Annotated in this window: 14 protein-coding genes; 11 read left to right on the forward strand and 3 right to left on the reverse strand. The window is 62.1% G+C overall.

Going from position 1 to position 14,398, the window contains the following annotated elements; translation table 11 throughout:
• Positions 1–79: 79 nt before the first annotated feature.
• The 3 genes from AC1RUK_RS31550 (at position 80) to AC1RUK_RS31560 (ending at position 2,630) form a co-directional block, all read left to right on the forward strand.
• On the forward strand, positions 80–358 hold the full coding sequence (locus AC1RUK_RS31550; protein ID WP_481837503.1) for a hypothetical protein: 279 nt from the start codon (positions 80–82) through the stop codon (positions 356–358).
• A 123-nt stretch (positions 359–481) separates the two neighbouring features.
• Positions 482–1,150 (forward strand): sulfatase-like hydrolase/transferase, encoded by a 669-nt coding sequence (locus tag AC1RUK_RS31555; RefSeq protein ID WP_481839342.1) that lies wholly within the window; start codon positions 482–484, stop codon positions 1,148–1,150.
• 556 nt (positions 1,151–1,706) lie between these two features.
• Positions 1,707–2,630, forward strand: a complete 924-nt coding sequence (locus AC1RUK_RS31560; RefSeq protein ID WP_481837502.1) for a hypothetical protein — start codon at positions 1,707–1,709, stop codon at positions 2,628–2,630.
• Positions 2,631–2,722: 92 nt separating this feature from the next.
• On the opposite strand, the gene AC1RUK_RS31565 is transcribed toward AC1RUK_RS31560, so the two are convergent.
• Complete coding sequence (locus AC1RUK_RS31565) at positions 2,723–3,517, reverse strand: recombinase family protein (protein WP_481837501.1); 795 nt, start codon at positions 3,515–3,517, stop codon at positions 2,723–2,725.
• Between the two features lie 272 nt (positions 3,518–3,789).
• Between AC1RUK_RS31565 and AC1RUK_RS31570 the strand changes: the two genes are divergently transcribed.
• Positions 3,790–4,464: a peroxiredoxin-like family protein gene (locus AC1RUK_RS31570; RefSeq protein WP_481837500.1), complete on the forward strand. Its 675-nt coding sequence runs from the start codon at positions 3,790–3,792 to the stop codon at positions 4,462–4,464.
• Positions 4,465–4,515: 51 nt separating this feature from the next.
• On the opposite strand, the gene AC1RUK_RS31575 is transcribed toward AC1RUK_RS31570, so the two are convergent.
• Positions 4,516–4,968 (reverse strand): terminase small subunit, encoded by a 453-nt coding sequence (locus AC1RUK_RS31575; RefSeq protein WP_481837499.1) that lies wholly within the window; start codon positions 4,966–4,968, stop codon positions 4,516–4,518.
• A 243-nt stretch (positions 4,969–5,211) separates the two neighbouring features.
• Between AC1RUK_RS31575 and AC1RUK_RS31580 the strand changes: the two genes are divergently transcribed.
• The 5 genes from AC1RUK_RS31580 to AC1RUK_RS31600 all read left to right on the forward strand — a co-directional run bounded on the left by AC1RUK_RS31580 (position 5,212) and on the right by AC1RUK_RS31600 (position 8,780).
• Complete coding sequence (locus AC1RUK_RS31580; RefSeq protein WP_481837498.1) at positions 5,212–5,694, forward strand: DUF992 domain-containing protein; 483 nt, start codon at positions 5,212–5,214, stop codon at positions 5,692–5,694.
• A 433-nt stretch (positions 5,695–6,127) separates the two neighbouring features.
• Positions 6,128–6,286: a hypothetical protein gene (locus AC1RUK_RS31585; protein WP_481837497.1), complete on the forward strand. Its 159-nt coding sequence runs from the start codon at positions 6,128–6,130 to the stop codon at positions 6,284–6,286.
• Positions 6,287–6,626: 340 nt separating this feature from the next.
• Positions 6,627–7,208: a VOC family protein gene (locus AC1RUK_RS31590; RefSeq protein WP_481837496.1), complete on the forward strand. Its 582-nt coding sequence runs from the start codon at positions 6,627–6,629 to the stop codon at positions 7,206–7,208.
• Positions 7,209–7,231: 23 nt separating this feature from the next.
• Entirely contained in the window at positions 7,232–8,110 is an 879-nt protein-coding gene (locus AC1RUK_RS31595; RefSeq protein WP_481837495.1) for a glutathione S-transferase family protein, read from the forward strand.
• A gap of 298 nt (positions 8,111–8,408) precedes the next feature.
• On the forward strand, positions 8,409–8,780 hold the full coding sequence (locus AC1RUK_RS31600) for a UCP034077 family protein (protein ID WP_481837494.1): 372 nt from the start codon (positions 8,409–8,411) through the stop codon (positions 8,778–8,780).
• Positions 8,781–8,822: 42 nt separating this feature from the next.
• Here the strand turns inward: AC1RUK_RS31600 and AC1RUK_RS31605 are convergent, their stop codons facing one another.
• The gene (locus tag AC1RUK_RS31605; protein WP_481837493.1) at positions 8,823–9,038 is read right to left on the reverse strand and encodes a hypothetical protein; all 216 of its coding nucleotides are present in this window, start codon (positions 9,036–9,038) and stop codon (positions 8,823–8,825) included.
• Between the two features lie 255 nt (positions 9,039–9,293).
• Here AC1RUK_RS31605 and AC1RUK_RS31610 point away from each other — a divergent pair, with 255 nt between their 5' ends.
• Both AC1RUK_RS31610 and AC1RUK_RS31615 read left to right on the forward strand, forming a co-directional pair.
• A complete protein-coding gene (locus AC1RUK_RS31610) occupies positions 9,294–9,530 on the forward strand; it encodes a hypothetical protein (RefSeq protein WP_436169503.1) in 237 nt (78 codons plus the stop codon).
• Between the two features lie 574 nt (positions 9,531–10,104).
• A complete protein-coding gene (locus AC1RUK_RS31615) occupies positions 10,105–14,352 on the forward strand; it encodes a response regulator (protein ID WP_481837492.1) in 4,248 nt (1,415 codons plus the stop codon).
• Positions 14,353–14,398 lie beyond the last annotated feature (46 nt).

Raw genomic sequence — 14,398 nt, forward strand, 5'->3', positions numbered from 1 at the left:
GAAGTCGTCGAACGCCGATGATCCGGCCGTGATGCCCACGACGCACCACGACGCACTATCAAGACGATGGGAGGAGTTCATGAGCAAGCGAACTCGTGTTGGGCTTGGCTGCGGCTTGGCGTTCTATGTAGCAGTTGGCGTTTCAGAAACCTTCGCGGCCAACATGCCGAGTGACCCCGACATCGACCTGGCCGGAGGCAGCAAAATCGAACCCGGCAACAATCCGCGAGACGATTTGGTTGGCGTAACAACTATCCGAATAATAGGTCCGGACCACGATCAGGAACTCGGGACGATAATGTATGACGTTCCGGATAACGGACTGGCACCCGCCCATCGATGGGGTGGCCCGCGCTGAGTCGCGATATCATGTCATCGATGGCTTTGGTGCCAGCGGTGCATGTCGCAGAGCCCATCGACACGCCGGCGCGGACGACGCTTTCAGTGGAGCCCATTGGAGGGCGATTATCACGTGGGGCAGATGCTCGATGCCCTAGAGGAACTTGGTCTCGACGACAACACGCTTGTCGTCTTCGCGTCGGACAACGGGCCGCAAGGCGAGACCGCCCGAGAGATGGGCAACCAGGGAACGCCGGATATGGGCAACTCCGGTCCTTTCCGCGGAGAACTTGGCGAAGCGACCGAGGGATCGATCCGGACCTTCTGTTTTATCCGCTGGCCGGGCCACGTCGCCCCGAACAGCACTTCGTCCGCCATGTTCTCGGAAATGGACTTCTTCCCAACCTTTGCCAAGCTGATCGACGGCAGGATCCCCACGGACCGGCCGATCGATGGCGTCGATCAGACCGAAGTTTTGTTTGGCAAGAGCGCGACCGGTGGCAGAGACGGCTTGCTGACCTTTATCGGCGCCGATCTGGTGGCCGCGCGTTGGAAGCAATGGCGTTTCTACTTCACCGACGTGCATCCGACCGGCGACGGACCGCAGCGTCAGCCGGGCATGTTCTCCGCCAGCGCACCCATGGCAGGGTATCCCAAGGTCTATAACATCCAAATGGACCCTCACGAGGATCTTCAGGTTGGGGCGTTCTTCGGATGGACAGTCGGGCCAGCGCTCAAATTGGTCGAGAAATACGAAGAGACGCTCAAGAAGCATCCAAACCCGCCAGCAGCCAACATCACGAAGTTCTGAGAAGGACCCAGAAAAAAGCTCGGGATGTGCGCCTTAGCCCGCATGCGAACGTCCGCTACGGAAGGAACACGACGTTCCCCACGATACGAGCGATGGTCCGCAGATGGCGCAACCACGACCTCCACCGTGGTCGCCGGCAACGTCTGCTATCGGGCAACAGCGAAGAGCACCTCAACGGCCGACATGAGGCGCACTACTGCCATTCGCAACGCGGACAATGAAGGTCACCGTTGGGTTCGAAATTCCGTCTTTCGGAGCTATTTGGGTTTAGGGGCGAGAGAGGCGGCTATGATGAACCTGAACGAGGCGGGCACGCCTGATAGGGGCCCCACAAGCCCCGCCCCTACCCCCGCCGCCGACAAACCCCGGCGGGTGCTACACCGGGCTTTGCACTTCAGCAAATCCCCAATTCCGCCGTCTCGCCTCGATCATTCATCATAGCGCGGCAAAATCTCGTGTAGCCACTCATTGCCGCGATGGCTGTGGCGTGAGTTGCGAGATCACGTTACGAAGTACTTCCCGAAGGCACTATGTGGAACATGCTGGATACCTGAAAATGGGCTCGGCTAAAGAATATTGGATGATGACGCGGCCAGACCATGAGGTCTCGTTCAGGTGCCCGGATTGCGGCCGTCTAGCCGCAGCGTATGTCCGCGTTCCTTCTGTCGATGAGGGCTCTAGAGACGACATATCCGATGAGCGTGTGGAGGAGATTGAGTGCCTGACCTGCGACAGCTCTTGGATCTTGGAAATGTGCGCAGACAACAAGGGCCTAAGGCTTGAACTGTCCGGATATCCAGATGTCGACGTAAGTGCATCGCCCGTCAATTTAGGTGACGACTGGGACGATGACCCACCGCCTGAGCCGGGTGCCCATTCGATTTTCGAGAATGCGCTGCAGGAGTGGCGTGTGCTGTTGGGGACCTTTTCGGACGAAAAGGACGGTGCTGCCAGCGAAAACCGCATGCTCTTTACCCGCCTCTTTTCCATCGTCGAGGCCTACCTGTCAGATGCCATCATCAGCTTGGCCATGGCAGACATCAAGGTCCAGGCCAGGATGATCAAGGTCCTACCGATCCTGAAAGATAAAACCGTGTCGCTCGAGACCACAGCGGGGAACCCGAATATCGTGCGGGATATGGTCAGGTCGGCATTGCAGGACGTGTCGTTCCACAATCTCATCAATGTCAATAAGATATGCGGTGTTGCCTTGGGAAAGCCGCTGCTTCCAGACTTGAAGGAGGACCGAGACCTATTGGTTGCGTCTATTCAGATGCGCCACGACTGCGTTCATCGGAACGGCCGCGACAATGATGGGAAGCGTCACGACACCATCACCCACACTTACCTAGCCAAGCTCGGCAAGCTGTTCAAACAGATGGCCATGGATCTCGATGCACGCATCCTGCATATAAACGTCGAGCGCAACTTCGAAGACCCCGATCAGCGCGTGGAGCTTTTCCCGACTAGCCCTATATAGATCAGCCCTGGTGTCGGATGAAGGCGCGCTTGACAGGGGCCCCCCAGGCCACCCCCACCCCCCGCCGCCGACAAAGCCGGCAGGGGACGGGGCTACCAGCGAGAGCCGAGCGGTGTCCGCATTGCGGGCTCGGTCACCTCTTGTTGCAACTCTGCAGCGGCTGGTTCGAGCGCCGAAGGCGATGAATCGGCCTTGACCTTTCGTTGCCTCTCCCGCGCACCTACCCTTGATGCCAGCATTCGCGAGACTGCAGTCGGCGTGTAAGGCTTCCCAGCACTCGACAGATATCCCGCCCCGGCGAGTGCCTTCGCAACGTCGGCCAACGTGCGCTGGCGACCATTCACTGGGTACCGGTGAAGCTTCTTCGCCAGCGCTATCAGCTCAAGTCCGCCCTCAATCTCGGCATAGTTCCGGCGCCCGCCGACCTTCTTGCCGGTCTCGCGGCGCTTGCGCTCTCGGGCTCCCCTGAGCTTCTCCACCAGCATCGCCTTCTCAAACTCCGAAACAGCGCCGAGCACTTGGCGGATCAGGTTCGCTGTCGGGGTGTTGCCGACAAAACTGTCGGGACTGTCGACAGCGATCAACTCGATTCCACGTGATTTCAGCATCTCGTAGCCAGTCTCCTGAACGATCAAATCGCGGGCGAAGCGGGATGCGGTCTCGACGAGAATGGTGCGCACGCCATTTGACAGAAGGCGCTCGAGCATTGCGGAAAAACCAGGGCGCGCCGTGACCGCATCGGCACCGCTCACCGCCGCGTCGTAGTAGCTCTCGATAATTTCGTACCCAGTCGAACGGGCAAACGCCTCAACGGCCTCGCCCTGGCGCCTCTCGCTGTCTTTGTCGGCGCCAACGTTGGCTGCGGATGAGGTACGAAGATAGGCCACGGCCTGCCTCAAAGCCTTACCAGTCATAGTCTACCGCCCGTCCGTCATATCGTTTGCTTCAGCATTTGATAAATCTTGGCGTGAAAATGGCCGGAAATCAAGCACGGAAAGTGCCGTCATAAGGTAGCGCCCTAAGGTAGCGCCCCAACGTCCGCCATCTCTGTGCTACAGTGCAATTTCAACACGCACAGGAAGTATGTGCCGAACACGGGCTGGAGCCGGAAGTACCGCCGCGCTTCCGTTACTGGATTGACCCGCGAGGAGGATCAAGCATGTCTGACCGAACCGACGTAGGCCCTCTGCAACTGGGCGAACGTGCGCCCAATTTCGTGCTCGACACGATTACCCGCGAGGGCACAATCGCTATCGACGATTTCCGTGGCGAGAAACCAGTGCTGGTTGGGCTGTATCGAGGTCTCCATTGTCCTTTTTGCAGGCGTCATATCGCGACGATTTCGCTGCTCACCCCAGCCCTCAACGAGAAGGGCATCGAAAGCCTGACAGTGGTCAACACGCCCATCGAGCGGGCGCGCCTCTATCTGCGGTACCATCCGATGCTCGGCCTGCTCGCGGCATCCGATCCGGAGCGGACTTCACACCGCGCCTTTGGATTGCCGAATATGCAGATCACCGAAGACGAGAGCGCATGGCCGCAAAAGGTTTCGATGAGCGATGCGAAGGCGATGCGGGTCAACGTGCCGGGCGAGATGCCGGAGCCGATGGACCCGTTTGCGGCGCTCGAATATCTGAACAAGAAGGACAGCTACGATATCACGGAAGCGGATCAACAGATGATGGCCAACGGCATGGGGCAGCTCGTCGGCCAGTTCCTGCTCGACCGCGACGGTGTCGTTCGCTGGACCTCCACCGAGGTTCTCGATGGCGGCCTGTTCGGCGCTCCGAATACGCTGGAGCTAATGTCGGTCGCGTCGCATATTGGTCAGTAGCGGCGCAGTTGCGGACATCGGCTGCACGGATAGCAGGTGTTATGCAAACCGTTAGTTCGAGCCGGGGTCGACGCGCTTCGGCGCGAAGCGTTTCACCCACTCGTCGATGCTGATTTGGCTATCGGTGGTGGGTGTCCGGAATGGCTTCCTGATCGTGCTGTTGATCTCTGCCTTGTCAACGACAAGGCCCAGCAGTCGGGCCTTGGCCATGATTGACGCAACACCGGCACCGGGATTTTTCGTAGCGACAGCTAGGCCGAGCATGTCGTCAAGCTCCTCGACGAGGCTGTCAACCGTCACTCCCGATCGCCCTGCAGCCTTGGTCTGAAGCTCGGCGACGCGGGCGGCCACCTTAGGCAACCTGACCATCTTGGAAGCCTCCACCTCGGCGGCATTGCCGCGCGCCGTGTAGCCAGCCTCGATATAGGCTCGAGATTGGGGAAGGCCTTCGGCGAGGCCAAGGCAGAACCGCTCCTGCCGTATGTTCAATTTGGCGTGCAGCATGGTGGTGTCAGGATACCGCAGTCGCTTTCCTGACGCCACAGCAAGTAAACGCAATCAGCTGGCTGCCGCCAATGGCGGAGATGCGTGCGGTGATAACCCCGGGCGAGACGCCGACCTGCCCCAATTACCGGAGGCCAACAGGTTCCGGGAACAAAATGCGGATCGTCTCCTTTTGTAGGTATGCTGAAAAGCAGCGCTCACACCTCCGGGGAAGTCTTGAACATCTCACAAGGAGAAACCACAATGCGTAAACGTCTCACAGCCATCACCCTTGTCGCGATCGCGGCGTCCATTGTGCCCAGCGCGGCTCAGGAGGCCAACACGACGTTCGGCCTACTCGACTGCGTTGTCGAAGCTGGCACACGCTTCATCATCGGCTCGAAAAAAGCTCTGACATGCACCTTCACGTCGGGCAACCCGAAGGTCGCGCCCGAAACATACATAGGGGTCATCACGAAGTTGGGGCTGGACGTCGGCCCGACGCCGAGGGCAGTGCTGCGGTGGCGGGTCCTTGCGCCAGCCGGTAACGTCTACGCGCCCGGCGTGCTGGCCGGTGACTACAGCGGCGTCGGCGCCGAAGCAACGGTCGTTGTAGGCGTCGGTGCAAATCTTCTGGTTGGAGGATCCAACAGGACCTATACGTTGCAGCCACTCAGTGTCCAGGCGCAGACTGGCCTGAACGTTGCAGCCGGCGTGATCAGTTTCCAACTTCGCGCAGCCAAGTAGAGAGTTGGGCCCCTCGGCGCGTTCACACCGCCACGCCCGAGCCTATCACCTGCGTGGTCTATCGGTTCAGCGACAATCGGCGCGGGCAGGACATGTTGACGTCCAAGGACGAAGCGAAGGCCTCGCCTACATGTCCCTGTCCGCGATAGGTCGCCTCGACATAAGCTGCCTTTCCGGTGAGGCCCTTGGCTAGACCTTGCGCAAAGTGCTCGTGGCTCAATACGGGAACGGCTGCCACCTCACGGTCCGATGGCCCACCTGACGGAGATGACGACATGCACGGTGCCGTCATGCGAGTTCCTCCTCATTGTGTGCCTCTGGCGAAGCCGGCGGCGTTGGCCGTGGCTTGGGGCAACGCAGGCGAGGCCGGCGCTCGTCGGGATCGTTGCACCAAGGACAGTAGCGCCTGCGGATATCATCGGGATGGTAGGTCGTGCGCCTGCATTTCGGGCAGGTCCAGCTTCGCCGTTTTGGCATCGTCGGCTCCAATAAATCGAAAAACGCCTCAAGACGAGGTGACAAAACTGGCAAAACTCCCTACAGGCGTGAAGGTTTTGTCGGTTTTGTCAGTTTCTTCCTTGGCCGAATTTGAATTTTCTTCAGGTCGTTCCTCCTTCCAGCCTAGGGTTCCACTCGAATGCCGATGTCGGCCTTCCGACTGCGAATCCGGCAGGCTTGGGGATTTCTCGGCAATAGTTGGTTGTCACCAGAAGCTCGATCGCCGCCACCACCGCGTCGCGGTCGTGACGGCTGCCTCCATGGCATCACGCCTGACGCGCGCCTCAGCGATCACGCGTCCTTCTGGCGCGGCGGAGCCGATTGCATTAGCATCGCATCATGGATCCTGAGGTACAGCTTTAGCGGCGCGCAGAACGCCAGCTGCTGGGCACGTTCGGACCGGCAGTTGGATGCCGCGCGGGGAGGAAGGCCAGATGCAGAAACTGCAATCGCAAGGCGTTCATCACATCACGCTGGTCGGCGCCGGGCGACAGACCTCGATCGACTTTTGGGAAGGCGTGCTCGGCATGCCGTTCATCTTCGAGCAGCCCAATCTCGACAAGGCCAAGGAAAGCCATCTCTATTTCGATCCGGGCGACGGAAGGCTGATCACCATCTTCACCGATGAGAGCCGCACGCCGGAGAAACGGCGCACGCCAACCGATCCGGGCTGCGTCCACCACATCGCCTTTGCGGTGTCGCGCGTCACTTTCCTGCAGGCGGTCGCGCGGCTCGACGAGCGCGGCATCAAGCACAGCGGCGTCAAGGATCGCGGCTTCATGGATTCGATCTATTTCGAGGATCCGCTCGGCCTGCTTATCGAACTGGCGTCCTACCGCTTCGAGCCGCCGGCAGGCTTCACCCATGCCGACGTGCTGATGGAAGCGCACAGACTGCGCGTGGCGCGTGGCGACTACAACATTGCGGAAGCGCATCTCGCCGATGCGATCCAGGCGCTCGTCGAGCGTTCCCGCGCCACCTTGTCGGACGACCGGGCACCGAAGAACCCATATTGAACAAAAACCAGTGGGAGGAACACATGGCCAAGACAGCGACGAAGACTGCGAAGAAACCCGCGGCCAAGGTAGCCGCCAAGCCAGCCGCCAAGCCGGCAGCGAAAGCGTCGGCAAAGCCAGTGGCCAAACCGGCCGCGAAGGCGACGGCAAAAGCCGCGCAGGCGACGGCAAAAGCCGCGGCTAAGGCCAAGGCTAAGCCGGCGAAGAAACCTGCCGTGAAACTCAGCATGCTGAAGCCCAGCGTCAACAACATGACCGTTCGGGTGTTCACGCGCGCGGCCGGGCTGGATGCCGCGGAGACCGACGCCTGGGGCCACACCCGCTCGCCGGAATTCATGGCACGCAACCCGGCCCATCTGACGCCGATGATCGAGGACAAGGGCCTTCCCAGGGGCGTGCTGTGGGAAAGCTGCGCCATCATGCAATACCTCTCCAACAAGCATGGGCTGGAGAAATTCTATCCCAAGGCGCCAGCCAAGCGGGCGATGATCGACAGCGCCATGTTCTACCTGGTCGGCACGCTCTACCCCTATGTGGCGCGCGCCACATATCCGTTCCTCGGCTTCCCGCAATATGCCGGCGAGGTCGGCCACAGCGACGCCCACCCCGACAAGAAGTCCGAAGCCCAGAAGGCCGCGATGGCCGCGATCGCCGAGCCGCTGGAGGTGTTTCACAGCTTCTTCAGGGACGGCAAGCCGTTCATCGGCGGCAAGAACCCGTCGATCGCCGACATCCGTCTGGCGGCAACACTCGAATTCCTGGCCGTCATCGACTACGCCTTGCCCAAATGGGCGAAGGACTATGTGGCGGCGGTCGAGAAGAAGCTCGGCAAGGCCTATGCCGAGCCGGCCGCCGACGTCCGCGGCTATATCGCCTATGTGAAATCGCAGGCCAAGGCGTGACGGCGCGGCTCGAACGATAGGGATTCGTTAACCAAAGCCCTGTCTACTGAATGGCAATTCACCTCCGGCTTGCGACCACGGATGTACTGGCGCGATCGAGAGGTGGAAGGAAAGGTCGGCCAATGCGCCGGCCTTTTTGCTTTTCGGGGCCTTGTCCCGGGGGCGGTGAGCAGGCCAGTCAAGCGCTGCCGACTTCAAGTCCTTGCGAAGCATATTGTCATTGCCGGCGTCGACCCTATCATCGATTTCAGTTGTCCTGTGCGGACTGGCAACCGGTGGAAGAAACGAGGACCTGCAAATGAAAAGCGGCGCAGCACTGTCGGCGATTGTGGGAACAGTATTGATGGCGGCAATCGCTCAATCGAATGCCGCATCGCTAAACACCATGAACGATGTCGGAACGGCGATCCAGGCGTGCTGGACGCCGCCGGCGGATGCCGGCAATTCGACGGTGACATTGAGCTTCAGCTTCAAGCGCGACGGCACGCTCATCGGTCCGCCCAAGCCGACGGCCATCAAGGTGGCCGGTGATGAAAAGGCGCGCAAGGCCTTTGTCGATGCCGCGACTGCCGCGTTGCGGAACTGCCTGCCGCTGAGCTTTTCGCCGGCGCTTGCCAAGGGCATTGCGGGTAATGTCTTTACGCTGCAGTTCAAGTCGCCGAAGCAATAGGCGGACGCCTGCCGGCGCAGACCGCTCGTTTCACGACCTGGCTCAGTGGTGTGCGCGCCTGGCGTTGACGTGCCGTTGCAACTCGGGCGTCTCGAACACGTAATCGCTCCAGGCCGATTCCGGTATCTGGCCGGCCAGATAGCATTCCACCAACAGTTTCTGCTCCGGGGTCAGGGCTCTTGGCCACCACTGATGATCCAGTCCAAGTGAGTGGATCAGGTTCTTGGTCAGCCCCGAGACGGTGAAGTGTATAGACATCTTCGCCCTCCTTTTTACCTACAACGCGGGATGTCGGACAAAGGTTTCACAGGAAGCGGCGGACCACAGTGAAATTGGTCACGGTCGAAGCCGACGGTCGCGCGGCCGGTGGTCGGCCCGGCCCTTTTTCCCACCGGACTGACTTTTCGGCGGATGGCTGGCCGGCCGTCGCCCCCGATCCAGGCGAACGGGCTCCGCGCCGGAACGGCTTGCCGGCTGCCGCGTTGTGGCAGACGACCAACCGGAGCCATCGCCATGGTCACATTCAGGGAAATGAAGGTGCAGGAGATTGTCGAGGACCAGTCCCTGACCACGGAACAGAAGATCGCCAGGCTTCGCGACATCGAATCCGAAGCGCGCGGGTTGCAGCGTGCGGCGTCGGAAGGACCGATGGGCGACGATGACGGCTGGCAGGACGAGTTGCGGCAGGTTCGCATCGCGCTGGACAAGCTTGGCGCCAAGGAGCCCAAGAAGGGCGCGGCGTCGCTCTGACCCTGTCGAGCAAGTCTCGCTCGCCGAATCTAATCGCAGACGACGCGGTAGCGCGTGCCGGGTTTGCTAACATTCCTGCAGGCGAGCGTCGTGGCCGGGTCGGAAGAAGAGAGGGGTGGGGGACCGGATGTAACCTGTCTTGTCCGGGTGGGCGGCGGGGCGAGCCTGCGGGCCGCCGAGCGTGCTGGCGCCTGCGGTGGTGCGACCGGAAAGACACCCATCTGCGACTGGCTGGCTTGCGCATGGGGTGGAGGCTTGTCCCAGATACGCCTGACGTCGAGCGGCTTCGGGATGACCACCGTGCCGTCGCCGCTGCGCGCGCACCCGCCCGCTGCAAGCAGCGCCGGGCAAAGGAAAACAAGCAGGATCCGTCCGAACATTAGCAACACCCCAATATACTTATAACGCGGCTGAGCCGTGGCCGACAACCGATGCAATGCCGCAATCGAGACCGATCCGGAACCCCCAGCCGGAGGCCGGCCGCGATTGTTATGGTTAGCGGTCCGTTAATGCTTCTCGGGCACATTCCGCCGACGGGCCGCGAAGGGGGTTCGGTCCTGGGGGTGGGAGCGGCATGGCGGAAGTGGACGAAACAGTCGGGACGGCTGGCAAGGGCGGTCCCCGCAAGCCAGCGACACGTGGCGACGACGCGATTGCGCCCGCCGGGCAGGCGTCTTCGCCCGAGGCGCTTCGCGAGCTGCTCGACGCGGCTGCGGACTGGACCTGGGAAACCGATACCGAGCTGCGGTTTTCCCGGCTTTCGGACAATTATCAGGCGGCCACCGGCATTGAACCCGCCAGCGTTCTCGGTCGCTTCCGTTTCGATTTTCTCAAGCAGGTGCTGAAGGGTAGCCATAGTGCTGCCGCGCATCTTGAGGATCTGCAGGCGCACCGGCCGTTTCGTGACTTCGTCTATGAGCTGAAGGGCGGCCGCAGCGATTGCCGCTGGATCTCGATCACTGGCCTGCCACGCTTCGACGGCGAGGGTAAGTTTGCCGGCTATCGCGGCATCGGTCGCAACGTGACGGCACTCGCCGGTGCCTTCGAGGAACTCGGTCGGAACGACCTGCCCAGCGATGAGGGCAGCGAACAGCATCTCGCCGATCTCGAGCGGACGATGGATGCCATGCACATGGGCGTCGTGCTTCTGGACGTCAGGCTCGACACGCTGATCGTCAACAAGGCCTATCGCGAACTTTCCAGGATTCCGGACGGCGCCGTGACCGTCGGTGCTCCGTTCAGCCTGTTGATGGAGCTCAACCGCCACAACGGCATCTATGGCGACCTCGACGAGCAGCAATGGCAGCGTTACCTCGCCACCCGCATCGAGGAAATTCGCGCCGGCTCCGTCGCGCCGCGCGAGTTTCTCCACGCCAACGGCAGGACGATGATGTTCTCGGTCACCGCCTTGTCAGGCGGCAGGCGGCTGCTGACCTACTACGACGTCACCGAGGTCAAGCGTCGCGACGCCGAGATCGAGAGCGCCAACGCCAAGATCGCCGAGACCTTCGCCAATCTTCGCACCTTGGTCGATCAGATGCCGATCGGTGTCCTTGTCCTCGATGCGGATATGCGCGCGGAGGTGATCAACCACGCCTTCTATGACTTCTGGAAAATCGATTCCAGCAGCGCCGGGATCGGCTGCGGCTTTCGCGAGCTGATGCAGGCCAGCCGCGATATGGACCCGTACGGCGCCGACGACGCGGTCTGGCAGGGCCACATGGCCGAGCGCGAGGCCGAAATCATGGCCGGCGTGGCGGGCTCCAGGCAATTGCCGCGCAATGACGGCCGTACGTTGATTGCGTCGCTGGCGCCGCTGGCCGGCGGCAAGCGGCTGATCTCCTATGTCGACGTCACCGAGATGAAGGGCCGCGAGGCCGAACTCGCCGAGGCGCTGGAAAAGTCGCGGCTGGCCGAGGCGGTGATCAAGCGGCGCGAGACGGAAGCAGAGGAGGCCCGCAAGAACCTTGCCACCGTGCTGGAATCGCTGCCGGCCGCCGTCATCATCTACGACCGTGACGACAAGTTCGTCTTCGCCAACCGCAAGCTGCAGGACACGCTGCCGGCGCTGAAGCCGGCATGGCAGCCCGGTCGCAGCTTCCGCGAGGCGCTGGAACTTGGACATTCGGCCGGTTATTTCCGGCTTAGCGGCGATGCAGAGATCGACAGGCTCTACGATGGCGATCTCGACGTCTGGCTGGACGCCATCCTCGCCCGCTACCGCCTGCCGAACTCGTCCTACGAGCGCCTCAATCCCGACGGCCGCTGGTACCAGGTCTACGACATGCGGACCGACGACGGCACCTTCATCGGGGTGCGCGTCGACATTTCCGACATCAAGAGCCGCGAGAAGGCGCTGCATGACTCGATGCGCCAGATCGATTTGTTCCGCCACGTCATGGACGAATTACCGGTGGCGGCCTTTATCAAGGCCCACGATCTGAGCATCGAGTTCGTCAACAAGGCCTGGTGCGCGCTGACCGGCCTGACCAAGGACGCGGTCATCGGCCGAACCGACCGCCAGCTTTTCGGCGCCGCGGATGCCGAGAGCTACAGCCACGACGACACCGAGGTGGTGGTCACCGGCAAGGTGAGGGAGGTCGAGGAGCCGGTTACCCATCGCGACGGCACTGTGCGGCAATTGATGACGCGCAAGAGCCGGCTGGTGGCGCTCGACGGGTCGGTGCATCTGGTCGGCTCCAGCACCGACATCACCGACGTCAAGGCGCGCGAGCGGGCGCTGGAAGAGAGCATGCGCGAGAACGAGGTGTTCCGCAGCCTCATCGACAATGTGCCGGTGTCGATCTACGCCAAGCGCTCCGACCTCAGGCAGTTCTACGTCAACAAGGGTTGGTGCGATCTTACCGGTCTCAGCAGGGAAGACGCGATCGGCAAGACCGACATCGAGATATTCGGCAAGGACGGCGAAGCCTTCGTCGCCAGCGACCTCGCGGTGCTGCGTACGGGCGAGACGCAGGAGATCGAGGAGACGGTGACGATAGCCGATGACAGCGTGCGGCATCAGTTCGCGCGCAAGGGCGCGATGATCGCGTCCGACGGGTCGCTCTATCTGATCGGCTCGACCACCGACATCACCGAGCTGAAGCAGCGCGAGGCCGAACTCAGCGAGGCGCGCCAGCGCGCCGTGCTTGCCGACCGCGCCAAGTCGGAATTCCTGGCCAATATGAGCCACGAGATTCGCACGCCGATGAATGGCGTGCTCGGCATGGCGGAGCTGCTCGCCAAGTCCGACCTCGACCCGAAGCAGAAGACGTTCACCGACATCATCGTCAAGTCGGGCAACGCGCTCTTGACCATCATCAACGACATCCTGGATTTCTCCAAGATCGATGCCGGCCAGCTCGTGCTCGATCCGGCGCCCTTCAACCTTGCCGAGGCCATCGAGGACGTGGCGACGCTGGTGTCGACACGCGCCAAGGAGAAGGATCTCGAGCTCATCGTGCGCGTCCAGCCCGGCCTCGAAAGCCAGCTCATCGGCGATGTCGGGCGCGTAAGGCAGATCGTAACCAACCTGCTCGGCAATGCGGTAAAGTTCACCGACGAAGGCCATGTGCTGGTCGACGTCACCGGCGTCCGGGTTCCCGCGGGAACGAAGCTGACCATCTCGGTCACCGACACCGGCATCGGCATTCCCGAGGAGAAGCTGAAAGCCGTCTTCGAGAAATTCAACCAGGTCGACACCTCGTCGACCAGGCGGCATGAAGGCACCGGGCTCGGCCTCGCCATAACGTCGCGGCTGGTCGAGCTGATGGAAGGCGAGATCGGCGTGGAGAGCGCCGAAGGCAAGGGCTCGACCTTCTGGTTCACGGTGACGCTGCCCAGGGCAGAGCAGCAAAGCGGGCAACGGATCATGCCGGTGGACGTGACCGGCGCACGGGTGCTGATCGTCGACGACAATGCCGTCAACCGGTCGATCCTGAGCGAGCAGATGGCCTCCTGGACCTTCGATTCCTGCGCGGCCGAAAGCGGTGCCGAAGGGCTGAAGGTGCTGATCGCGGCCGCCGCCTATGGCGTTCCGGTCGACTGCGTCGTGCTCGACTACCAGATGCCCAACATGAGCGGCGCCGAAATGGCGCGGATCGTGCGCAACACCGCCGGTCTCGCCCATACGCCGATCATCATGCTGACCTCCGTCGACCAGTCGCTTGCCAACACCAGCTACCGCGACCTCGGCATCGACGCCCAGTTGATCAAGCCGGCGCGATCCTCGGTGCTCCTGGAGACGCTGGTCGCCACCATCCAGCGTCACCACCACAGCACGGAGGCCGGCCGCGTGCTGCCCTCGGCGAGCGGCAGGGGCACTCAGGTACCGTCGCCGGCACAGCCGTCCTCGGCGGCCTCGGTGCGGGCCCAGCTGCAACCGCCGCCGGTTCGGGCGCGCGCCCGGGCCACGGGCGAGCGCGGGCTCGACATTCTGGTCGCGGAGGACAATGAGGTGAACCAGATGGTGTTCACCCAGATCCTCGGTGAGACCGGCTATGGCTTCGAAATCGTTGGCAATGGCCGCAAGGCGCTCGACGCCTTCGGCAGGCTCAACCCGCGCATGATCCTGATGGACGTGTCGATGCCGGAGATGAACGGGCTGGAGGCGACAGCAGCCATCCGCCGGCTCGAGGAAGAGACGGGCACGCATGTGCCGATCGTCGGCGTCACCGCGCATGCGCTGAAGGGCGACCGCGAACGCTGCCTGGAGGCCGGCATGGACGACTATCTGCCCAAGCCGATCAGCCCAAGGGCGCTTCTCGAAAAGCTTGAGCGCTGGATCGGCGCGGACAGCCAGGCCCAGCGCAGCGCCGGCTAAGATCTTATCTCCGCGTGCGTCGTTGCACCGTCTGCAAGGCCGGTCG

This window comes from Mesorhizobium monacense, from assembly GCF_056781675.1.

Bases quoted from the DNA above. Each gene is read 5' to 3' on its own strand.
- AC1RUK_RS31560 (WP_481837502.1), top strand. From the start codon at position 1,707: ATGGGCTCGGCTAAAGAATATTGGATGATGACGCGGCCAGACCATGAG.
- AC1RUK_RS31595 (WP_481837495.1), top strand. From the start codon at position 7,232: ATGGCCAAGACAGCGACGAAGACTGCGAAGAAACCCGCGGCCAAGGTA.
- AC1RUK_RS31580 (WP_481837498.1), top strand. From the start codon at position 5,212: ATGCGTAAACGTCTCACAGCCATCACCCTTGTCGCGATCGCGGCGTCC.
- AC1RUK_RS31570 (WP_481837500.1), top strand. From the start codon at position 3,790: ATGTCTGACCGAACCGACGTAGGCCCTCTGCAACTGGGCGAACGTGCG.
- AC1RUK_RS31615 (WP_481837492.1), top strand. From the start codon at position 10,105: ATGGCGGAAGTGGACGAAACAGTCGGGACGGCTGGCAAGGGCGGTCCC.
- AC1RUK_RS31600 (WP_481837494.1), top strand. From the start codon at position 8,409: ATGAAAAGCGGCGCAGCACTGTCGGCGATTGTGGGAACAGTATTGATG.
- AC1RUK_RS31610 (WP_436169503.1), top strand. From the start codon at position 9,294: ATGGTCACATTCAGGGAAATGAAGGTGCAGGAGATTGTCGAGGACCAG.
- AC1RUK_RS31555 (WP_481839342.1), top strand. From the start codon at position 482: ATGCTCGATGCCCTAGAGGAACTTGGTCTCGACGACAACACGCTTGTC.
- AC1RUK_RS31575 (WP_481837499.1), bottom strand. From the start codon at position 4,968: ATGCTGCACGCCAAATTGAACATACGGCAGGAGCGGTTCTGCCTTGGC.
- AC1RUK_RS31590 (WP_481837496.1), top strand. From the start codon at position 6,627: ATGCAGAAACTGCAATCGCAAGGCGTTCATCACATCACGCTGGTCGGC.
- AC1RUK_RS31550 (WP_481837503.1), top strand. From the start codon at position 80: ATGAGCAAGCGAACTCGTGTTGGGCTTGGCTGCGGCTTGGCGTTCTAT.
- AC1RUK_RS31605 (WP_481837493.1), bottom strand. From the start codon at position 9,038: ATGTCTATACACTTCACCGTCTCGGGGCTGACCAAGAACCTGATCCAC.